This is a genomic window from Changchengzhania lutea, assembly GCF_006974145.1.
GTDB lineage: Bacteria > Bacteroidota > Bacteroidia > Flavobacteriales > Flavobacteriaceae > Changchengzhania > Changchengzhania lutea.
Genome location: NZ_CP039456.1, coordinates 2,011,824 through 2,034,496, shown reverse-complemented (window position 1 = coordinate 2,034,496; position 22,673 = coordinate 2,011,824). Strand labels below are relative to the sequence as shown.

The following is a 22,673-nucleotide window of genomic DNA, read 5'->3' as shown; positions in this document are numbered from 1 at the left end:
CTTTTTTATTTTCAAAGACTTTAAATGAGTTCAATACTAAAAATGTATATCAATACTAAAAATGTATATTTGTTAAAAAATTGGAATGAAAAGAATAATACTTCTACTAATAGGTGTTTTATTTTTAGGAATGCTTGTTTTCTTATTTAATAAACAAGAAGCGCCAGAAAATCAAATAAGCGATTTAAAAAAAAAGCATGAAGACTTTTTGAATAATAGTCCATTCAAAGAAACACTTGAGTATACAAAAGAGGAAAGAAAAAATAACGGGCTGCCTCCAAACAAGTATTTTGAGGAGCGATGGGAGCTAACAATGAACCCAGCTTTGGGCAGACCAACAACAGAAAATTTACGCAAGATTCAGAAAGAACTATTAAACCAAAGAGGTTTAAAAAATGGAGCTTTTGGTAAGGTTGTACCTGGCGAAAAGGCTGAAAATTCTTGGGTTGAAAGAGGGCCAAACAATGTAGGTGGTAGATCTAGAGCTGTTATGTTTGACCCCAATGATGCTACCAACCAGATAGTTTTTGCAGGCGGTATAAGTGGTGGTTTATGGAAAAATTCTAATATATCTAGTGCAAATTCTCAATGGGAAAGAGTAGCAATTCCTGAAAATTTAGCCGTTTCATCTTTAACGTATGATCGTAATGATTCTAATATTTTTTATATGGGAACAGGGGAATCTTATGTTGGTGGCGATGTTAACGGAGATGGATTATGGAAATCTGAAGATAGCGGAGAAACATGGGTAAAAATCTTTGGAGGTGCAAGCGGAGATAGTTCCGTACAAACATCTACTAGTATTATAACAATAAATTCACCAGTATCTATAACTGGAGACATATCTTATCAACGCACAACAAGTTTTGGGACGATAATAAATTCGGTTATCACTGCCGATGTAGTATTAGCAAACGACGGGACAGCATCTCCAACTTTAGGATGTGAAGCTTTTACTAATAGTTCTGAAATGGCTGGTAAAATAGCATTAATAAGAAGAGGGGATTGTAATTTTACGCTAAAGGTAAAAAATGCACAGGATGCTGGAGCCATAGCAGTAATAGTGACTGATAATACTACTGGTAACCTTGTAAACATGTCAGGTGATGATGCTTCAATTACAATACCTTCAGTTTTTATTTCTAAAGCAAATGGGGATGCCATTGAAAACACATTAAGTACAGAAATAGTTAATGTTTCTTTAAACCCAAGAGCAGGCGTTTTTAATGGGTTGCTTGTTCCTGGAATACAACATATTAACGATGTAGTGGTTAGAAATAACGCTGGAGTTTCAGAAATTTATGTTGCTGCTGGAGATTCTTTTTATAGTGAAGCCAATATATTTACCTCATTAGGAGGATTAGAATTTGGATTGTATAAATCTGTTGATGGTGGCACAAATTGGGTTGAAGTTTCACTTCCATTAACTTCAAATGGCAATAAACATTGCCCAAATGATATTGAGATAGGAATAGATAATAAAATTTGGGTTGCTACTACCAATAGTGTACTATTTGGTGATGGAGGAGGAGCAGTTTTGTCCTCTGTTGACGGTGATGTTTTTACAAATAGTTATCAAATAGATAATGGTGTTAGAACACAAATATCTTCATCTAGAAGCGATGCTCAAAAATTGTATGTTTTAGCCGAAGGATCGGACAATGCACCCATTATATTAGAGCGAACTGATGATGGATTTGCCTCTACAATAAGTCTGGCTTTGCCAAATGATGCTGATACAGGTATCCCTACTAATGATTTTACAAGGAATCAAGCGTTTTATAATTTAACAATATCTGTAGACCCTGTAGATGATAATGTTGTTTATACTGGCGGTATTGATTTATTTAAATCCACAAATGGAGGAGATTCTTGGAATCAGATATCAAAATGGTCTAATAATAACAACTTAGCAGATCTAAGTGAACCCTTAGTTCATGCAGATCAGCATAGGGTTGCCTATGGAAACAATGACAATAGTAAAGTGCTTTTCGCTAATGATGGGGGAATTTATTATTCAAGTAACGCTGGTTCTACAATTAGTGACCGTAATAACGGTTTTATAACTGCACAGTTTTATAGCATTGGAGTTGGACCGGAAAGTGTATTTGAAGGCGATTATTTTATAGCTGGAGCTCAAGATAATGGGACTCAGATATTTCAAGATGCAATTGTAAATGCGCCGGATAATTCTCTAGAGGTTGTTGGCGGAGACGGAGGATATAGCTTTTTTGATCAAGATGGTAGTGATGCTTATTTTGTTGCAAATGTATTTTATAACACATTTGTTGTTTTATATGATTATATAGAAGGAGAGTATATTATAATAAACGATGAAGAAGATTCTAATGGGTCTTTTATAAATCCTCAGGGCTTAGATTCTCATCTAGATATACTATATTCAAATTATTCTTCTGCAGGCAATAGTTTAATTAAAAGATATTCAGGAATTAAATCTCAAGCTACTATTGTAAAGACAGATTTAACAGATGCTTTGCTTACATCAAGACCAACAGCATTCAGGGTTTCTCCTTATACATCAAGATCTACAAAACTATATATAGGGACTGTTTTAGGAGATCTTCTTAAAGTAGAAAATGCTGATGGCGATAACCCTGTCTGGACAAACATAAGTGGATCAAGTTTTGTTGGAAGTGTATCGGATGTTGAATTTGGAGCCAATGAAAACGAAATATTTGTTACCATGCATAATTATGGGGTTGTTAATATTTGGTATACAAACGATGGCGGTGCAAGTTGGCAAAACAAAGAAGGTGATTTACCAGATTTACCAGTAAATACAATTTTACAAAACCCATTAAATTATAATGAGGTTATTATAGGAACAGATCTTGGGGTTTGGTTTACAACTAATTTCTCAACAGCTTCACCAGAATGGAATCAGGCTTACAACGGAATGAGTAATGTAAAAGTTACAGATATGGATGTAAGAGATGATAATATGGTTTTTGCATCAACTTATGGTAGAGGCGTATTTTCGGGAGCTTTTGAATTAGTTCCTGATGAAGATATTGATGGCGATGGAATACTTAATGAAGTTGATAATTGCCCTCAAGTTGCCAATGCAGATCAGGCGGATGTAGATGCAAACGGTATTGGAGATGTTTGTCAAGATTCAGATAATGATACTATTTTGGATGTTAATGATAATTGTCCGGAAAATTCTAATATAGATCAAATAGATACTGATGGAAATGGTATTGGAGATGGCTGTCAAGATGTAGATGACGATGGTGTAATTGATATTGAGGATAATTGTTTAACAACTGCGAATTCAGATCAGCAAGACACTAATGGAAATGGTGTTGGAGATGCGTGCGATACCAGTTATGAAAACCCCGATAATATTTCTTTAGAAATAGTTTCAGAAACTTGTGAGGGTTCAGAGAATGGAAAAATTATTATAACAACAAAGGAAACGTATATCACTTATAATGCAATATTAAATGGTGAAGGGATAAGTTTAAGTGAAGGTTTTGACGCCACTGTAACATTTGAAAATTTAGTTGCTGGTTCATATTTGGTTTGCGTATCCGTTGAAAACACAACATTTGAACAATGCTTTGAGATTAATATAGCACCCGCAGCTGTAATAGATGTTGATTTTGATAATAGAGCTAACACAGATTCTGATACTACTACATTTATCACTATAAACAAAGGAACGCCTCCATTTGATATCACTTTCAATGGAGAGATTATAAGAACAACAAGTGAAAAATCATTTGAAATACAAACGTCACAGTCTGGAGTTTTGGAAATATCATCTTCTAAAGCCTGCGAAGGAAAAATTTCAAAAGTAATTGACAGTAATAATTTTGACAAATTTACTGCAAGCCCTAATCCTGTTGTTGATGTTTTAAGAGTGACTCTTCCTTCAATAAATCAAAATCAAATACCTGTTCAAATATACAATTTAAGCGGACAGTTATTATATGATCGAGTTGTAGATAAAGGAGCATCAACTTTTGTAAATATTCCTTTTGAGGCTTTAAGCAAGGGTGTGTATTTTGTAAAGGTTAATATTGATAAACCCTTAGTATTTAAAGTATTTAAAAAATAATAATGCTATTTTTTATAGCCTAATATGGTTTAAGATGAAAAGGAAATTTCAAACATTTATATTTGTAATTACAACATTAGTATTTTTCTTTGCTTGTAGCGGAGGCGATGATAATCCTCCAAAAGAAGAAATTGTTGATCCTGTAAATATGGCGCCCTCTAAAGTGGATTTAATTTATCCTTCTGAAAATTTATTGTGTATTGATAACCTAATTGCGTTTAATTGGAGTCAATCCGTAGATCCTGAAAATGATGTTGTAAAGTATAAAATTACAATTGCAAAAAATAGAAGCTTAACAGATCTTGTTGAAGATCGCGTGGTTTCTGGAACAACAATAAATATTACTTTAGAAAATGGTGTAGCATATTACTGGAGAATAACTCCTGAGGATCTTAAGGATAATATTGGAGAGTCCAGTTCTGTTTTTGCATTTTATACTGAGGGAATTGGAGCGTCAAACTATGCGCCGTTTACTGCCGAAATTATTAGTCCAGATATAAATAGTACTATAAGTGCTGGTACAATAAGTTTAAATTGGAAAGGCGCTGATACAAATACAGAAGACATATTGACTTATGAATTGTTTTTTGGAGAAGCAACCGATCCTCCATTGGTATCGTCTGATTTAACTGCTGAAACTTCGGATGTTATTGTAGAGTCTGGGAAAACTTATTATTGGAAGATTAATACCTTAGATAATTTTGGAGCAAAAACTATTGGTCAAATCTGGAGTTTTAATGTGATATAATTTTTTAAACTCTCAGTATCTATATTAAGGGAGTATTGTAATTCATCAACCGTACCATGCTCAATAAAAGAATCAGGAATCCCTAGAAGGGTAATGTCATTTTTATAATTATTTGCAGATGCAAATTCCAAAACTGCACTTCCAAAACCACCTTTTACAGCGTTATCTTCAATAGTAATAATTGTATTATACTGTTTAAAGATACTATGAAGTAGTTTTTCGTCAAGAGGTTTTACAAAACGCATATCATAATGAGAAACATCTAAGTTTAAGATAGCTTCTGAAACATTTTTAGCAATACTCCCAATGCTTAAAATGGCTAAATTACCACCTTTTTTAAGCTGAACACCCTTTCCTATTTCAATTTTAGAAAACGCTTGTTTCCAATTAACAGTTATACCGCGACCACGTGGATACCGAATAGCAATAGGTAATTCCAGCCCAAGTTGAGCGGTGTACATAATATTGCGTAACTCTATTTCGTTTCTGGGTGCAAAAATGATGAGGTTCGGGATGCATCTTAAAAATGATAAATCAAAAACCCCATGATGCGTTGCACCATCTTCTCCAACTAAACCAGCACGGTCTAAACAAAGAACAACAGGTAGTTTTTGAATTGCTACATCATGAATTATTTGATCGTAAGCCCGTTGTAAAAACGTGGAGTAAATATTGCAAAACGGAATTAACCCTTGTGTTGCCATACCTGCTGCCAATGTTACGGCGTGCTGTTCAGCAATCCCTACATCAAAAGCACGTTCTGGAATTTCCGCCATCATATATTTTAGAGAGCTCCCTGTGGGCATAGCGGGTGTAATACCTACAATGTTCTCATTTTCTTTAGCGAGCTCTACAATGGTAAGCCCAAAAACATCTTGATATTTGGGGGCTTCATTAGTTATGGGTTTAGGATAAAGATTCCCAGTTTTAGCATCAAATTTCCCAGGTGCATGATATTTAACTTGGTCGGTTTCGGCTTGTTTTAAACCTTTCCCTTTGGTAGTTATGACGTGTAAAAACTTAGGGCCTTTTACTTTTTTTAGTCTTTTTAATTCAGAAATAATTTTATCAATATCATGTCCATCAATAGGTCCAGAATAATCAAAATTTAAAGCTTTGATAATGTTATTTCGCTTTTGAGTGCCATTCTTTACATTAGTTAAATACATTTTTAAAGCCCCAACACTTGGGTCTATGCCAATAGCATTATCATTTAAAATCACTAATAAATTAGCGTCAGTAACACCAGCGTGATTCAACCCTTCAAAAGCCATACCGCTAGCAATACTAGCATCTCCAATTACTGCGATATGGTGTTTTTCAAAATCACCTTTTAGTTTTGATGCAATAGCCATACCCAATGCAGCCGAAATAGAAGTTGAAGCGTGTCCAACACCAAAGGCATCATAGTTACTTTCGCTACGTTTTGGGAATCCGCTTAACCCACCAAGTTGCCGATTGGTGTGAAATTTATTTCGTCTTTCGGTTAAAATTTTATGCCCGTAAGCCTGATGACCAACATCCCAAATCAGTTCGTCTTTAGGTGTGTTAAATACATAATGCAGTGCAATGGTTAATTCTACAACACCTAAGCTAGCGCCTAAATGCCCTTCTTTAGTGGCCACAATATTTATGATGAATTCTCGTAATTCTTGTGCAAGCTGAGGTAAGTCTTTTTGGTTTAAAAGACGGAGTTCTTTGGGTGAGTTTATGGTATTTAAAAGATTGCTCATTAATTTACAAATGTAATATTTTGAAATTGTATTTTTGTTGTTATGATTGAACCTTTTGATGATAGGTATTTTATGAAAAAAGCACTTCAGGAAGCTGAGGTTGCTTTTGAAAAAGGCGAAATTCCTGTAGGGGCTATAATTGTAGTTGAAAACAGAATTATTGCTAGATGCCACAATTTAACCGAAACCTTAACAGATGTTACAGCCCACGCAGAAATGCAAGCTATTACTGCTGCGAGTAATTTTTTGGGTGGTAAGTATCTTTTAAATTGCACTTTGTATGTCACCCTAGAGCCTTGCCAAATGTGTGCTGGCGCACTATACTGGAGTCAGATTCCTAAAATCGTTTATGGCGCTCGCGATAAGGAGCGCGGATGCATTCATTTAAACACTAAATTACATCCTAAAACAATTATTACTGGTGGAATTTTGGCAGAGGAAGCCACAGCCTTATTAAAGCGATTTTTTATTGAAAGACGAAATTTAAATTAATACAGAATTTAAAGCGAACCTATTTCCAGATGTCTATCGGGTAAGTAATGCTCAAATATGGATTATGTTTTTTTTCGCTTTTGATTGTCGCGCATTTTATCTAGATTTTCTTTGCTAAGTATATAATCTTTGGGGTTTTTACCTTTCCAGCGGTGGTAAGAGAATAGCGGAAATACGATCAAAAACAATCCCAATACGCCAAAACCAATAAGCTTTTCGGAATAATCAAGACGTATTGTAAACCCTATAATAATACTTGCGAGTGCAGCAATAGTTATTACTAGAATAAGATATTTCATAATTCTTAAATGCGTTTTTTAAATCTATTTTGTAAAATTAATAAGTTGTTGCCTGTAGGCGGTGAGCAATTTAGATTTTGAAATGTAGCCATAATATTTACCACCTTTAATAACAGGTAAATTCCAAGCGCCACTGCTTTTAAATTTCTCCATGATGATATGCATCGAATCGTGGTCATAATCAATAATACCAGCATCTGCATGCATAAGGCTAGCAGCATCAACAGTATCATAAAGTTCGGTGTCAAACATAATGTGCCTAATATCATCCAATCGGATAACGCCTAAAAATTCATGATTATCATTCACCACTGGAAAATGGTTTCTTGATGATTTGGCGACGGCATTTTTTAAAATGGCACGCAATTTCATATCGGGTTTAAGTACAATAAAATTACGTTCTATCACTTTATTAATATCTAACACCATCAGCACATTTTGGTCTTTATCATGTGTCATGAGTTCTCCGCGTTCGGCCAATTTCAAGGTATAGATAGAATGCGAGATGTAATATTTAGTAATGGTAAACGATATTGCAGAAACAATCATTAATGGTACAAATAATTCGTAACCACCAGTAATTTCAGCAATAAGGAATATCGCCGTAAGTGGCGCATGCAGTACGCCAGCCATTAGACCAGTCATTCCTATGAGTGTGAAATTAGATTCAGAAACATTAAAATCTAGACCTATATTATTAATTATTTTAGCAAAAGCATTTCCTAGAGCGCTTCCCATGACTAGGGTTGGAATAAACACACCACCTACACCACCTGCACCGAAGGTCGTCGTCATGGCTATAGCTTTAAAGATAGCTATGCCTAAAAGAAGCCCAATAACAATCCATATATTGGTTAAATCTAATTTAAATGGGGTCACACCAATTGCTTCCAAATGGTCTCCTTTCAATAAATTGTTCATAATACCATAGCCTTCACCGTAAAGTGGTGGTATAAAATATAGCATGGTGCCAATGGCTAAAGCTCCAATGAGAAGGCGTATTAATCTGCTTTCAAATTGTTTAAAAAAGTTGGTGATGGCAAAAAACACTTTAGAAAAATATACCGATGCCAGCCCCGTTACGATACCCAAAATAATATAAAATAGAATGTCGTTGATTTCAAATTTATCTACCAGTTCAAACCGAAGTAACACATCTGTCCCTAGGAAAAAATAAGAGGTAATAACTGCCGAAACGGATGCCAATAGCAAAGGTACTAATGAAGCAAATGCGATATCTAGACTAAATATCTCTACAGCAAAAATGATGGCTGCAATGGGCGCTTTAAACATAGAGGACATGGCCGCCGCTGCTGCACAGCCAATTAAAAGCATGCGTGTTTTAGTATTCATATGAAACAAACGCGCGGCATTTGAGCCTAATGCAGATCCTACACTTACAGCAGGGCCTTGTAAACCCACAGATCCTCCAAAGCCCACGGTTAAAGGCGCGGTTATTAAGGCTGCGAAAATATTATACCTGGGAATGATGCCGTTAAGTTTTGAAATGGCATAAAGTGTTGATGAGATGCCGTGGCCAATATGTTTTTTGAGCCATATTTTTTTGATAATGAACACCAAGAGCAATCCAATAATAGGAAAAATAAAGTAAAGTGAATTTTGATAGTTATTAAACAAATCCAATTCGAAAAGCAGTTTGATATAATGGGTTAGATTTTTAAGTAATACTGTTCCTAAACCTGCCAAAAACCCAACAAGGATACTTAGTAAATACACAAATTGACGCTCAGAAATATGTTTATATTTCCAGATTAAAAACTTTCTGAGTAAGCTTTTATAGGTTATGCGCATGTTATAAAACTAATAAAAAATCCTGCGCTTTGCAGGATTTTATTTGTTTATGATTTTAAATTAAGTTTCAAACTTAATTCTTCTAATTGTTTATCATCAATAGGTGCTGGTGCGTCTATCATTACATCGCGACCATTGTTATTTTTAGGAAACGCAATAAAATCTCTAATGGTTTCTTGGCCGCCTAAAATGGCAACTAACCTATCCAACCCAAAGGCTAGACCACCGTGCGGCGGTGCGCCATATTGAAAAGCATCCATTAAAAAACCAAATTGCGCTTTGGCTTCTTCTGGAGTAAAGCCTAAATAATCAAACATTAAAGCTTGGGTTTCCTTATCGTGAATTCTAATAGAACCTCCGCCAATTTCATTGCCATTCAATACCAAATCGTAAGCATTGGCTTTTACGTCTCCTGGATTTGTTTTCAATAATTCTAATTGTCCTGGTTTAGGGGATGTAAATGGATGGTGCATGGCGTGGTAGCGTTCTGTGTCTTCATCCCATTCCAATAATGGGAAATCCATGACCCAAAGGGGTGCAAACTCTTTAGGATTTCTTAGACCTAAACGATCGGCCAATTCCATCCGTAAAGCACTTAACTGTGTACGCACTTTATCGGTGTTGCCAGCTAAAACTAACATTAAATCACCAGCTTCAGCTTTCATTTTATTTGAAAAATGGTTTAAATAATCTTCATCAAAAAACTTATTGACTGAAGATGTTAAAGTGCCATCTTCAGAGTGTTTTATCCAAATTAATCCAGTGGCTCCTATTTGCGGTCTTTTAACCCAGTTTACTAATTCGTCAATCTGTTTTCTTGTGTAATTGGCACAACCTTTCACAGAAATACCAACAACTAATTCGGCATCATCAAAAACAGAGAAACCAAAATCCTCCCCTTTGGGGGTTAGGGGGCAGAACTCCATTCCAAAACGAATGTCTGGTTTGTCATTTCCATAGAGGCGCATGGCGTCATCATACAGCATGCGTGGAAATTTTTCAATGTCAACACCATTCACTTCTTTAAGTAAATGCCGCGTCAATCCTTCAAAAGCATTTAAAATATCTTCCTGTTCAATAAAGGCCATTTCACAGTCTATCTGTGTGAATTCGGGTTGTCTATCGGCACGCAAATCTTCATCGCGAAAGCATTTTACAATTTGAAAATACTTATCCATACCACCAATCATAAGCAATTGCTTAAAGGTTTGAGGCGATTGGGGAAGGGCATAAAACTGACCTTCATTCATGCGTGATGGCACCACAAAATCTCGTGCACCTTCTGGAGTTGATTTAATTAAATAAGGTGTTTCAACCTCAATAAATCCTTCTTTTGATAAATAGTTACGGACTTCTTGAGTCACCTTATGCCTAAATATCAAATTGTCCTTTACAGGGTTTCGGCGAATATCCAGATAACGGTATTTCATTCTAATGTCTTCACCGCCATCTGTTTTATCTTCAATAGTAAAAGGTGGTAATAACGATTCATTTAAAATGCTCAGCTTGGAAACCAAAATCTCAATATCGCCTGTAGACATATTTGGGTTTTTTGAAGCGCGCTCAATAACAGTACCTGTTATTTGAATCACAAATTCACGTCCTAGTTTCTGCGCTTGCTCCATCATAATTTTTGGAGTGCGCTCTTCGTCAAACACGAGCTGTGTTATGCCGTATCTATCGCGTAAATCTACCCAAACAATAAATCCTTTATCCCGCGATTTTTGAACCCAGCCCGCTAGGGTTACTTCTTCATTTATATTTGTGGCTCTTAATTCACCACAATTATGACTTCTGTACATAGAAAAATTTTAATGTGCAAATTTAGTGAAATAGAATGGAGTTCAAATTTTTTCGTGTCTTTTTTACTCAGTATCTATTGTCATAAAAGAGGAAACGATATTTTGTTTTTTTTGAGTTTTAATAGGTGTAGAAAAATATAATTTTTACTCATGTATTTTAATCTAATCTCAATGGTTATTATGAACAAATTAGATAAATAGCTTAATTATTATATTTTAAGAAAAATTTTATTAATAACGCAAAAAATAAACACTTTCTTTGAAAAATAATATTATGCACGCATAGTTTTGGTGTATAATATGTATATCTTAGCTATAACTAACTCAAAAAATAAATTATGTACAAATTACTAACATTTAAGCTTTTTATGATTTTTATGCTCTTAGCATCATTAAATTCAATGGATGCGCAAGAAGTAAAAGGAACTGTTCTTGACGACACTTCAGGCCCTATACCTGGTGTTTCAGTTGTAGTTAAAGGAACTACAACAGGAACCACGACAGATTTTGACGGGAACTATTTAATTGATGCCAATAATGGAGATATACTTGTTTTTTCCTATGTTGGCTATGATACACAAGAATTAAAAGTTACTGGAAATATATTGAATGTTACAATGAAATCTGGTGTTGCATTAGATGAGGTGGTACTTATTGGTTCGAGAAACCCAAGTAGAACAGCAGTAGATACGCCGGTACCAGTAGATGTTATTGATATATCTGAACTCACATCAGCAGGGCCTCAAGTAAATTTAAATCAAATTTTAAATTTCGTAGCACCTTCGTTCACATCAAACACACAAACTATTTCAGATGGAACGGATCATATAGATCCTGCTTCCTTGAGAGGTTTAGGGCCAGATCAAGTATTGGTTTTAATTAACGGAAAAAGAAGACACAATTCATCTTTGGTCAATGTAAATGGAACATTTGGTAGAGGTAGTGTTGGTACAGATTTAAATGCTATTCCATCAGGAGCCATACAAAGATTAGAAGTGATGAGAGATGGTGCTGCGGCACAATACGGATCAGATGCTATTGCGGGTGTAATTAATATAGTATTAAATACAAGTGTTAATGAACTGACTTTAAATATGACTACTGGTGCGAATTTTGCAAAAAACGCGAATGATCAAACTGGAGGTGTTGATGGAGAAACGGTAAATATTAGTGCGAATTATGGCGTAGCTTTAGGTGATAAAGGTGGTTACATCAATTTTACTGGTGATTTTGATTATCGTGAAGATTACAGTAGAATGAAAGAATGGGAAGGTGATGTTTTTAATTTGTATAACACCATTGAAAGATTTGCAGCAGCAGATGGTTATAATTTGTCTGATTTGTTAGATGATGATTTATCTGATGTTATTCAGTATGGAAATGCTGCTGGATTAGGAATAAGTCCTGGGGCAACAAAGGAAGATTTAATAGGTATTTCTGATGGAGCAAATTCGGTTGCAGGTATTCTAACACGATTAACACTAAATAGTAGTGGAGTTCCAACAGGAGTAACTCCAATAGACAATACCACAGCAGAACTTTTAGCTAGAGGACAACAAAGAAGTGATTATAATATGCGCGTTGGTCAGTCTCAAGTTAGAGGAGGTCGCTTTTTTGCAAATATGTCTTTACCATTAGATGATGCAGGAACAGAGTTATATTCTTTTGCAGGAATGAGTTCTAGAAAAGGAAATTCGGCTGGATTTTATAGATTACCAAACCAAAGCAGAACCTATACACCGGCATACATCAATGGGTTTTTACCTGAAATCAATTCAACAATTACAGATAAATCGCTCGCCGTTGGTATTAAAGGAAAGATAAGTGATTGGAATATTGATTTAAGTAATTCTTGGGGTAAAAATGGGTTTTTATATACCATAGGAAATACATTTAATGCATCACGCCAAAATGCATCACCAACTACTTTTGATGCGGGTGGTTTTAACTTTAGTCAAAATACAGTAAACTTAGATGTTAATCAATTTTTTGATGATACTTTTAGTGGTTTAAATGTAGCTTTTGGAGCAGAATACCGTTTAGAAAATTATCAAATTGTAGCAGGTGAAGAAGCATCTTATGGACAATATACTCAAGCAGGAGAGTTAATTACATTGCCTTCTCAAGATCCAGCTAGAGACTTTTTTGGAAGAGCACGTCCAGGAGGCTCTCAAGTATTTCCTGGATTTAGTCCAGCTAATGAATTGTCAAGAGATAGAAGTAGTATAGCTGGTTATGTTGATTTAGAAGCTGATTTCTCCGAAACATTTTTAATGAGTTTTGCAACGCGTTTTGAAAACTATTCAGATTTCGGATCGACCATTAATTTTAAATTGGCGACCAGATTAAAAGCTAGTGAAAATGTTAATATAAGAGCGGCTTTAAATACAGGTTTTAGAGCGCCCTCATTACATCAATTAAATTTTAATTCCACTTCTACCATATTTCAAGACGGTATCCCGGTTGAGGTCGGTACGTTTTCAAATGACAGTAGAGCAGCAAAGCTTTTAGGAATTCCGAAGTTAAAGGAAGAAACTTCAAGAAGTATCAGCTTAGGGTTTACGGCGAAATTGCCCGATGCAAATTTAACTTTAACAGTTGATGGGTATTTTGTAAGTATTGATGACAGAGTGGTTTATACAGGTCAATTTGCTCCACAACGTGACTCTAATGGAGATCCAATTGATGCAGCTAATCAAGAATTAGCAAATTTGCTTTCTCAAGCTAATGCATCAGCAGCATCATTTTTTGCAAATGCTATTGATACGGAATCTAAAGGATTGGATATTGTATTAACTCATACTGCGAATATGGGAACAAATGCAAGATTGAAATCAGACTTATCAGGAACGTTCTCTAAAACAAAACAAGTTGGAGCTATTAAAGCTTCTAAGGTTTTAGAGGATGCAGGATTAGTGGGGACCTATTTTCCAGAAGATAGTAGAATTTACCTTGAAGAAGCTGTACCAAGAACTAAAGTGAATTTAACTAACAACTTATCTACAGGTAAATGGAATGTGTTTTTAAGAAATGTTTGGTTTGGTGAAGTTTCTGAAGCCACAACTAGCATAGCTAATCAGCAGGTTTTCGGATCTAAATTAGTAACCGATTTATCTTTTGGCTATAAAGCTTCTGAAAGTTTAACATTAACTATTGGAGCAAATAATCTATTGGATGTTTATCCAGATAGAGCTATTGAAGCTAACCGAAGCAGTGGGCGTTTTGATTGGTCAAGACGTTCTCAACAGTTTGGCGTTGGCGGGCGTTTCCTTTTTGCTAGATTAAGTTTTAAATTAAAATAGTAAGAATACTTTAATAAATAAAAAAATCTCAACAACTGTTGAGATTTTTTTATTTATTAATCCAAAAGGCTCTTAATTCACCACAATTATAACTTCTATATATGGTTGTAAAATTGAAGTGTAAAGATAGTAGTTTGTATTAAGAAATCTATTATACCAGTTCTGATTTAGAATTACTCAAATAAAACACAGCAATTTTTTGCCTAGGCGAAAAAGAAAACGCAAGCATAGCCATAGCTACGATTAAGTTTTATTTTGAAGCATAGGTGAAAAAGGGCAAATTTTAGTGAGTAATTTTAAGTCGGAAATGGTATTAGCTATTTCCCTGTTTTAAATAAGTAGGAACTACATTTCCAAGGTGTTTAAAAAATAATATATATTTGTCAAAGCTGAAGTTAACTTTACGGGCTAATTTGATTGTTGATATTATGAAAAACTTGCTTGATTATGATTTGTGGGCATCGCTTAAAAGTGGTGACTTAAAAGCATTCTCTACGCTGTTTAAGGTTTATTATCCGCTTTTGCATAATTATGGCTTAAAACTTTCCAATTATAATGAGCAATTAACAGAAGATTGCTTGCAGGAGTTCTTTCTATACGTTTATGAACATAGAGAAAATTTAGCCGACTTAGATTCAATAAAACCATATTTGTATGTGTCATTTAGAAGAAGTTTATTTCGTGAAATTAAAAAGGCCTCGAAAACCGTTAACTATGATGAAAAGGAAAACTTTTTTATTGATATCAACTTTTCTGCTGAAGATGTTATTATTCAACAAGAAATTGACGCTTTAAAGGAAGAAAACCTAGCGAAGCTTTTAAACGAATTACCCAATAGGCAAAAAGAAGTGTTGTACTTAAAATATTATAGCGATTTAAATGCTAACGACATAGCTAAAGTTTTAGGAATAAATTACCAAAGTGTTATAAATTTGATACACAAGGGCATTAAAAAATTACGTCAAGATGTATCACTTAATACCTTGTTAAAAGATATTATATAAATTATAAATATATACTTATAAAAGCGAGTATATAATTTGCAAAAGACTCTTATAATAAGTAAAGCAAAGAAAATTACTGAATAGTAATTCGGTTTATGAAAAATAGAACATACACAACAACAGAAGATTTGGTAAACGATGCATCGTTTGTTAATTGGGTACATAAAAAACAAATGGCCGATGTTGATTTTTGGAATAATTGGCTTTTAGAGCATCCAGATAAAAAGCAACTCGTGCTTGATGCAAAAGATATTCTTATTGGCGTTAAGTTTAATAAGGTTTTTATTTCTGAACAGAAGACACTAGATGCGTGGGAAAAATTTGAAAAAAGGATTACTCCCGAAAAAAACGTTTATAAGATTCCGTTTTATAAAAAAATAAAGTTTCAAAGCATTGCAGCTACTATACTATTGTTTATTGCCATTTCTGCCTATTATTTTACCAATAAACCTACAACATTTATCCATAAAACCGCTTATGGTGAAATACTCGATATCAGTCTACCCGATGGAACTCAAGTTAAATTAAACTCAAATTCTGTGCTATCTTATAATAATGATGATGTTAGAAAGGTGGTTTTAGAAGGAGAAGCCTTTTTTAATGTTGAAAAAAAGCCATCAACACAGGCTAAGTTTTTAGTTATAACAGATGATTTAAAGGTTAAAGTTTATGGCACATCATTCAATGTTAATAACCGCAATACAAGAACCCAAGTATTTTTGGAAGAAGGAAAAATAGCTCTAAAATTAAATAATGGGATACAAAAGAAAATGGTTCCAGGAGATTTAGTTTCGTACTCCTATAAAACGGATAAAATTATTGAAGAAAAAAGAATTCTTAGACCAGAATTACAAACATCATGGAAAAATGGGTCTTTGATTTTCGATCGCTCAACCTTAGCTTCTGCTATGCGTAAAATTGAAGATACATATGGTGTTCATGCTGTTTTTGAAGATAATGCCAGTAAAAACATATTAATAACCGGTGCAGTACCTACTCAAAATCTGGAAATTTGCATTAAAACAATTGAAAAATCTGCACAAGTAACTATTATAAACCAAAATAATAAGTTATACATTCACAAAAATTAGATTCTAATTTACATAAAATGTATTCGTATAGATCTTCAAAAGTAATCTTGATTTTTGTCTTGGTTATAAGTTATAGTCTTGGTTTAAATGCACAGAATACTGAAAATCAAAAAATAAAATTAACCCAATTTTTATCTAAATTAAGTGAAGAACATCAGGTGTTTTTTACTTATGATGTTGATTTGCTTAATAATATTGATATAAATGCAAATCAATTAAACAATTCAGATTTACAACTTATAATTGATTATTTAAGAGTTGAAACCAAATTGCTTTTTGATAATTTAGGCAATAATTACTACGTAATCTATAATGATAGCGAACAAGGGAAGGCCACATTGGAAATTGCAAAAAAACGATTAAATGAGACTATAGCCACAATCTCCAATTCCAATGTTAAATCCCAATTTGTAATAAAAGGTAAAGTTGTTGATATTTTTAATAACCCGCTAGCTGATGCTAACATTATTGAAAAAGGCTCTCTTAATGGAACAACAACAGACATAAATGGAGATTTTACATTGCCTGTAAATTCATTCAAAAACCTATTCGTTACTATAAGTTATATTGGTTATACGACCAAAGTTATGGGTCTCCAAAATGGAAATAATATAACCATAACATTAGATTCTGGGGAACCTTTAAGCGAAGTTCAAATAGTTGGTTCAAGAAATGTAAACAGATCAGTATTAGATACACCTTCAGCCATAGATGTTGTTCAATTAGAAGAGGCAACTAACAGAACGGGGCAAATAGAAATTAACCAAATACTTCAATTTGTCATTCCTTCCTTTAATGCTTCAAAACAATCTGGTGCAGATGGCGCAGATCATGTTGTTCCAGCCACATTAAGAGGTTTGGGGCCAGACCAAACTTTAATTTTAATTAACGGAAAAAGGAGACATCAATCGTCTTTAATTAATTTATATGGAACACGGGGAAGAGGAAACTCTGGCACAGATTTAAACGCTATACCAGCATCAGCTATAGAAAAAATTGAAGTGCTTCGTGATGGGGCGTCTGCTCAATATGGATCCGATGCAATTGCAGGTGTCATAAACATTGTTCTAAAAAATGCAGTGGATACATTTAACGGAAACATAACCTACGGATTTCATAATGCAAATGCAAAAGGAGACTTTACAAATCCTACATCTGGAACCGATGGTAATACCATGAAACTATCGGGTAATTATGGTATTAAAATTTTTGAAAAAGGATTTATAAACCTAACTACAGAATATTTATCAAAAGATAAAACGTTGAGACCTGGAGCCAATTTTAGAGAGAAATATGGTGAGGCAGGATTGAATGAATATAGTGTTTTTATAAATACCGAAATCCCTATAAATAACAATTCAAATTTCTACGCTTTTGGCGGCTATAGCTTCAGGGATTCTGAATCTTACGCCTTTACAAGACCAGCAGATAGCCCTAGAAATGTACTTGAAATTTATCCCAATGGATTCAATCCGCTAATAACAGCCAAAATTAAAGACAACTCCATTTCTGCAGGTTTTAAAACCAAGTTTAATGGCTGGCAGTTAGATATAAATAACACATTCGGCAATAATAATTTTCACTATTTTATCAAAGAAACATTAAATGCAACTTTACTATCTAAGTCGTCTACAAATTTTGATGCAGGAGGGCATGTGTTAAATCAAAACACCACTAGTGCAGGTTTTGCGAGGTTTTATAAAGGTATTTTTAATGGCATGAATATCGCATTTGGAACAGAATATAGAATAGAAAATTATAAAATTTTTGCAGGAGAAACAGGGTCTTATGCTGCTTATGACATTAACGGGAACGTTGTCAATCAAAATACACCATCAAGTGATATAGTCATGCTCAATGGTTTTTCGCGCCCAAGAGGATCTCAAGGATTCCCTGGATATGCGCCTGAAAATGAAGTAGACCAAACCAGATCAAACTTAGCATTATATGTAGATACAGAATTTGATTTTACTAACAAATTTATGTTTGGTGTTGCTGGGAGATATGAAAAATACAGTGATTTTGGTAATACATTTAATATTAAACTATCGTCTAGATATAAGGTTAGCAACAGCTTTAATTTGCGTAGTTCTTTTAGCTCAGGATTTAGAGCGCCTTCTTTAGCCCAAATTTACTATAATTTAAAATTCACCAATTTTATTGGTAGTGAACCATCAGAATCTTTATTAGAACTAAACGATAGCTCCATTACCAGAAGTTTTGGGATAGGTGAGTTAATAGAAGAAAAAGCGATTAACGGAAGCTTTGGTTTTACAGCAAAAATGGGCAATTTTAAAGCAACAGTAGATGCCTACTATGTGAATATTAAAGATAGAATTATTTTAACAGGAAACTTTGATGCTTCTAATCTTGATTTGAATGTAAACGATGTTCAGTTTTTTGCTAATGGTGTAAACACAAGCACATTGGGTCTGGACATAATACTAACATGGAAAAAGAATATTGAAGACCATTGTTTTTTAATGTCTTTTGCAGGAAATATTAATAGAATGACTATTGATAAAATAAAAAACAGAACTTTAGAGGAAGACACCTTTTTTGGCATCCGCGACCAATATTTCTTATTGGCATCTGCTCCAAAAAGTAAGTTTAATTTAAATTTTAACTACTCAAACAAAAAATTTAATACAAACCTAACGCTTACCAGTTTTAGTAAAGTAAGATTAATAGATTGGCAAATCTATCAGGCTATCGCTGTTGAAGATCCTACTTCAGAATACATCAATGAAGCAGACAGGTTAAATAAAGCTACAGATATATACAATTCTAAATTAACTACAGATATAAATATTGGTTATGCCTTTACCAATAAAATGGCATTTAGGCTTGGTGCCAATAATCTTTTTAACATATACCCAACCGCTCAGCAAAATGATTGGACAGATAGCGGTGGTTATTGGGATTCTGTACAAATGGGTACCAATGGCACATTCTTCTATTCAAATATTACTTATAAATTTTAGAAATATAACACATTGATTGTCAGTTATTTAAAATAAATTTCATCAATAAGTTAAAAAATAGTTAAACTTCAGCGAGTATATAATAAGGTTTCCTGTTTTGTGACCATCCAAATTAATAAGTTGTAACTATCTAACAATGAGTTATGTTACAATTTTCAAATGATTGTTATGGGTGCCTCGCCCGTTCAAATGTGTATATTTATGACATGTTTGTACGTCAGAAAAAGAATAAAAGTGGCTCGTTTAGTATTCAGATTCTTAAAAAAGAGGGGAGAAGAAATAAGATATTGCAAACTGTTGGAGTCGGACGGACATCCCAAGAGGTAGATTTGCTTAAACGGATTGCTAATTTTGAGATAGACAAGCTAAGCCAACAACCTTCATTATTCATTGAATCGGAAGATCTTACAATTGATGCATTTGTTTCCTCTTTATACAATGAAAATATCCAGTTGATAGGACCGGATTTGGTTTTCGGTTCGTTGTTCAACACTGTGGGCTATGAAAGTTCTCTTAAGGATACAGAGTATCTAAAAGCACTTGTCATCAGCCGCCTTGTCATGCCCGGTAGCAAGTTGCGTACTGTAGAGTACCTGCATCGACATGCAAAGGTTGATGTGGGAGTGCATGCAATTTATAGGTACATGGACAAGCTTACTGAACCTGTCATCAATATAATACAGGGCATCACATTTAACTACACCAAGAAAATATTGAACAATCAGATCGGTCTAGTATTCTACGACATGACCACATTGTACTTTGAAACAGACAAAGAAGATCAGTTAAGAAAGATAGGGTATTCCAAAGACGGTAAACACCAGCACCCTCAAATCATGATTGGTCTTTTGGTGAGTACGAACGGTTACCCGATTGCTTATCAAGTTTTTGAAGGTAATACAGCTGAGACTAAAACACTGGTACCTGCCATTGAACAGATATGTAAACGCTACGCGATAGCAAAACCCATAGTCGTTGCAGATGCTGCCTTACTTTCAAAAAAGAACATTGAGAAACTTGAAGAAGAAGGTTTTCGATATATTTTAGGCGGTCGGGTAAAAAGTGAAAAAGAAGATATCAGAAACTTGATATTAGAAGCGAACATCCCAGAAACCAAGCCTCACGATTTTATAACAAGTAAAGGACGCTTAGTAGTCTCATTCAGCACCAAACGGCAGCGAAAAGATGAGTTTAATAGGAAACGAGGTCTAACAAAACTGAAGAAGAAGGTAGCCACGGGAAAGCTAACAAAGGAAAGTATCAATAACCGGGGCTACAATAAGTATCTCAAACTAGAAGGGGACACAAAGGTTGAAATTGATTATGATAGATATAAAGCGGATAGTAAATGGGATGGGCTGAAAGGATACAACACCAACACGGACTTAGACCCTAAAGAAGTAATAAAGGCTTATGCTAATTTATGGACTGTGGAAAAAGCATTTAGAATATCGAAATCAGACCTACGGGCAAGACCAATATATCACAGAAAAAATGGTCGTATAAAGGCCCACATATGCATATGCTTCATGGCTTACACACTATACAAGGAACTTGAAAGAAGACTATGTCTAAATAAAACAGGCATCTCTATCGAAAAAGCAATTTTAGAAATCAACGATATACAACAATTAACCTATGCACTTCCACGGTCAAAGGAAGTCAAATCTAAACTGCTACAACTATCTGAAAGCAAAACTAAGATTCTTGAAATTATGAAATTTTGATCTTGGGTGCCTCAAGTCACAAAACAGGAAAGAACAGGCAAAAAAAACTTACCAAGAGCTACTTGCATATATTTAGGGTTTCCTCAGAAACTCAGAATTGAAAATTATTCAATTCTGCAAATTTAACCAAGTTGGTTATGAATATGATGTTGGCTATCCATGAGAATGAAGTATCACTTAGTTTTGCTTTGATATCATTAAGTCCATAGCCTTGCTTGGCTTGTCCGAACTTACCCTCTATATGGTTCCGCTCATTGAATTCATCGCGCCTTTTTTTCTTTTGGTAGGCTGTGAGCTCTGCTTTTTTCCCTTTTGAGGCAACCGTCATACGGATGTTTCGCTCGCTGCACCACTTACGGTTCTTATTGGTACCATAGATTTTATCCACCTGGATGAGCTCGGGATAACAGCCTTTCAGTTTTTTATAGGACTCTGCGTGGGGAATCAGGTCTGCGCACTCGTTGTAAGCATCCCAGCTTAAGGTTTCCGCTTTTGCAAACCCATCGATCTGGACAAGTCCTATCTTGGTCCCAAATTCTACTTTTTTCCCGTTCTTGCCCCGCACAATTGGGCGAACATAAGGTTGGGAGATACTTACGATACGGTTCGGGCAAGTGTTTGACTTTTGGTCGTACATTTCCCTTTGCTGTTTGTTAAGAGTCTGGACGACCCAAAGGTCACGCCTTAATTTGTGCGATATGGCATCTTCGCCAGCGATGTCCAATAGCCCATCGATACTTTTGATGTTACGGTCCAAACAGTTCAGGTGACAGCGTATGGCACTGCGTAGGGTCTTTTTGTTTACTTGCCTTTTTTTGGATTCTGCCAAGTATTTTTTTCTGGCCGTTATCCGATAGGTTCTGGGTTTTACCTCCATTTTGTCCCTTGCCCTATCAAAGAGGGTGTCGATTATCTTTTCGGTTTTCTCCCGGGCCTTGTTCAACAGTCCCAGATCATTGGGATAGGCAATGTTTTGGTCGGCAACGGTGGCGTCCAACTTGAGCTTGCCCTTGTTCTCAATGGGCTTTCCTTCGTTTTTTTTAATCTTATCACCATAAGGAATAGTAAACAGCGCATTGGAGAATTCATTGAAGGTTTCGTTTCCCAATTTCTTGCGCCATTCCACGAAAAGCGTGGGAGAGAACAATGGTGCAGGGGCAAATTCATCTAGCCCTAAGAAATACTGCATATAAGGGTTTTCCTCGACAATACGGACAGTTTCCTCATCACTAAGGTTGAGTTTATGCTTGATGGTCAAGCTGCCAATTACAATTCGGGGATTGATGGCGGTTCGACCAGAATCAGGAAAGTGCCTGATAAAGATTTTCACACATGTGTCCCAAGGGAAGTGGTGGGCAAGTTTTACCCATCTGTTATTGGCACTTAATTTCATTTGGTAAAGATTACCAAATTTCTCAAATTTGAGCTGGTGTTGGGATACATAATTTATCATATGCAAAGTTATTTTGTAAAAATATAAATAACTTTGCCTTAAAGAATAATAAAAAGTGATTTATTATGTTAAAATTCAGTTAGTTAGGAAAGAATGAGGAGACCCTAAATAGTTTCTTCCCCGCTACCGCTAAGCTATACCT

General features: G+C 34.8%; 13 protein-coding genes. 8 read left to right on the top strand and 5 right to left on the bottom strand.

Annotated features, from left to right (window positions below; genetic code table 11):
- The first annotated feature begins 85 nt into the window (after nucleotides 1-85).
- Both FAF07_RS09265 and FAF07_RS09260 read left to right on the top strand, forming a co-directional pair.
- The gene (locus tag FAF07_RS09265) at nucleotides 86-4,084 is read left to right on the top strand and encodes a thrombospondin type 3 repeat-containing protein (RefSeq protein WP_142784843.1); all 3,999 of its coding nucleotides are present in this window, start codon (nucleotides 86-88) and stop codon (nucleotides 4,082-4,084) included.
- Nucleotides 4,085-4,118: 34 nt separating this feature from the next.
- Nucleotides 4,119-4,832 (top strand): fibronectin type III domain-containing protein, encoded by a 714-nt coding sequence (locus FAF07_RS09260; protein WP_142784842.1) that lies wholly within the window; start codon nucleotides 4,119-4,121, stop codon nucleotides 4,830-4,832.
- Here FAF07_RS09260 and dxs read toward each other — a convergent pair.
- Nucleotides 4,805-6,565 carry a 1-deoxy-D-xylulose-5-phosphate synthase gene (gene dxs / locus FAF07_RS09255; RefSeq protein WP_142784841.1) on the bottom strand — a complete coding sequence of 587 codons (1,761 nt, stop codon included), beginning with the start codon at nucleotides 6,563-6,565 and terminating at the stop codon, nucleotides 4,805-4,807. The two genes, FAF07_RS09260 and dxs, sit on opposite strands and share 28 nt — an antisense overlap.
- A 42-nt stretch (nucleotides 6,566-6,607) precedes the next feature.
- Between dxs and FAF07_RS09250 the strand changes: the two genes are divergently transcribed.
- Nucleotides 6,608-7,057 (top strand): nucleoside deaminase, encoded by a 450-nt coding sequence (locus tag FAF07_RS09250; RefSeq protein WP_142784840.1) that lies wholly within the window; start codon nucleotides 6,608-6,610, stop codon nucleotides 7,055-7,057.
- A 62-nt stretch (nucleotides 7,058-7,119) separates the two neighbouring features.
- On the opposite strand, the gene FAF07_RS09245 is transcribed toward FAF07_RS09250, so the two are convergent.
- The 3 genes from FAF07_RS09245 to aspS are packed head-to-tail and all read right to left on the bottom strand — an operon-like array spanning nucleotide 7,120 to nucleotide 10,970.
- Nucleotides 7,120-7,356, bottom strand: coding sequence for a hypothetical protein (locus FAF07_RS09245; protein ID WP_142784839.1), 237 nt, complete (start codon nucleotides 7,354-7,356; stop codon nucleotides 7,120-7,122).
- 24 nt (nucleotides 7,357-7,380) lie between these two features.
- Nucleotides 7,381-9,168: a chloride channel protein gene (locus tag FAF07_RS09240; RefSeq protein ID WP_142784838.1), complete on the bottom strand. Its 1,788-nt coding sequence runs from the start codon at nucleotides 9,166-9,168 to the stop codon at nucleotides 7,381-7,383.
- Between the two features lie 47 nt (nucleotides 9,169-9,215).
- Nucleotides 9,216-10,970: an aspartate--tRNA ligase gene (aspS, locus tag FAF07_RS09235; protein WP_142784837.1), complete on the bottom strand. Its 1,755-nt coding sequence runs from the start codon at nucleotides 10,968-10,970 to the stop codon at nucleotides 9,216-9,218.
- A 338-nt stretch (nucleotides 10,971-11,308) separates the two neighbouring features.
- On the opposite strand from aspS, the gene FAF07_RS09230 reads away from it, so the two are divergent.
- From FAF07_RS09230 to FAF07_RS09210, 5 genes are all read left to right on the top strand, one after another.
- Entirely contained in the window at nucleotides 11,309-14,272 is a 2,964-nt protein-coding gene (locus FAF07_RS09230; protein ID WP_142784836.1) for a TonB-dependent receptor, read from the top strand.
- Nucleotides 14,273-14,700: 428 nt separating this feature from the next.
- Nucleotides 14,701-15,276, top strand: coding sequence for an RNA polymerase sigma factor (locus FAF07_RS09225; RefSeq protein WP_142784835.1), 576 nt, complete (start codon nucleotides 14,701-14,703; stop codon nucleotides 15,274-15,276).
- Between the two features lie 95 nt (nucleotides 15,277-15,371).
- The gene (locus FAF07_RS09220; protein ID WP_142784834.1) at nucleotides 15,372-16,367 is read left to right on the top strand and encodes a FecR family protein; all 996 of its coding nucleotides are present in this window, start codon (nucleotides 15,372-15,374) and stop codon (nucleotides 16,365-16,367) included.
- Nucleotides 16,368-16,384: 17 nt separating this feature from the next.
- Nucleotides 16,385-19,351, top strand: coding sequence for a TonB-dependent receptor (locus FAF07_RS09215; RefSeq protein ID WP_142784833.1), 2,967 nt, complete (start codon nucleotides 16,385-16,387; stop codon nucleotides 19,349-19,351).
- 143 nt (nucleotides 19,352-19,494) lie between these two features.
- Nucleotides 19,495-21,078 carry an IS1634 family transposase gene (locus FAF07_RS09210; RefSeq protein WP_142783905.1) on the top strand — a complete coding sequence of 528 codons (1,584 nt, stop codon included), beginning with the start codon at nucleotides 19,495-19,497 and terminating at the stop codon, nucleotides 21,076-21,078.
- A gap of 91 nt (nucleotides 21,079-21,169) precedes the next feature.
- Here FAF07_RS09210 and FAF07_RS09205 read toward each other — a convergent pair whose 3' ends face one another.
- Complete coding sequence (locus FAF07_RS09205; protein ID WP_142784832.1) at nucleotides 21,170-22,531, bottom strand: IS5 family transposase; 1,362 nt, start codon at nucleotides 22,529-22,531, stop codon at nucleotides 21,170-21,172.
- Between the last annotated feature and the right edge of the window lie 142 nt (nucleotides 22,532-22,673).

Bases quoted from the DNA above. Each gene is read 5' to 3' on its own strand.
- FAF07_RS09260 (WP_142784842.1), top strand. From the start codon at position 4,119: ATGAAAAGGAAATTTCAAACATTTATATTTGTAATTACAACATTAGTA.
- FAF07_RS09215 (WP_142784833.1), top strand. From the start codon at position 16,385: ATGTATTCGTATAGATCTTCAAAAGTAATCTTGATTTTTGTCTTGGTT.
- FAF07_RS09225 (WP_142784835.1), top strand. From the start codon at position 14,701: ATGAAAAACTTGCTTGATTATGATTTGTGGGCATCGCTTAAAAGTGGT.
- FAF07_RS09205 (WP_142784832.1), bottom strand. From the start codon at position 22,531: ATGATAAATTATGTATCCCAACACCAGCTCAAATTTGAGAAATTTGGT.
- aspS (WP_142784837.1), bottom strand. From the start codon at position 10,970: ATGTACAGAAGTCATAATTGTGGTGAATTAAGAGCCACAAATATAAAT.
- FAF07_RS09210 (WP_142783905.1), top strand. From the start codon at position 19,495: ATGTTACAATTTTCAAATGATTGTTATGGGTGCCTCGCCCGTTCAAAT.
- FAF07_RS09265 (WP_142784843.1), top strand. From the start codon at position 86: ATGAAAAGAATAATACTTCTACTAATAGGTGTTTTATTTTTAGGAATG.
- FAF07_RS09250 (WP_142784840.1), top strand. From the start codon at position 6,608: ATGATTGAACCTTTTGATGATAGGTATTTTATGAAAAAAGCACTTCAG.
- FAF07_RS09220 (WP_142784834.1), top strand. From the start codon at position 15,372: ATGAAAAATAGAACATACACAACAACAGAAGATTTGGTAAACGATGCA.
- FAF07_RS09245 (WP_142784839.1), bottom strand. From the start codon at position 7,356: ATGAAATATCTTATTCTAGTAATAACTATTGCTGCACTCGCAAGTATT.
- FAF07_RS09230 (WP_142784836.1), top strand. From the start codon at position 11,309: ATGTACAAATTACTAACATTTAAGCTTTTTATGATTTTTATGCTCTTA.
- dxs (WP_142784841.1), bottom strand. From the start codon at position 6,565: ATGAGCAATCTTTTAAATACCATAAACTCACCCAAAGAACTCCGTCTT.
- FAF07_RS09240 (WP_142784838.1), bottom strand. From the start codon at position 9,168: ATGCGCATAACCTATAAAAGCTTACTCAGAAAGTTTTTAATCTGGAAA.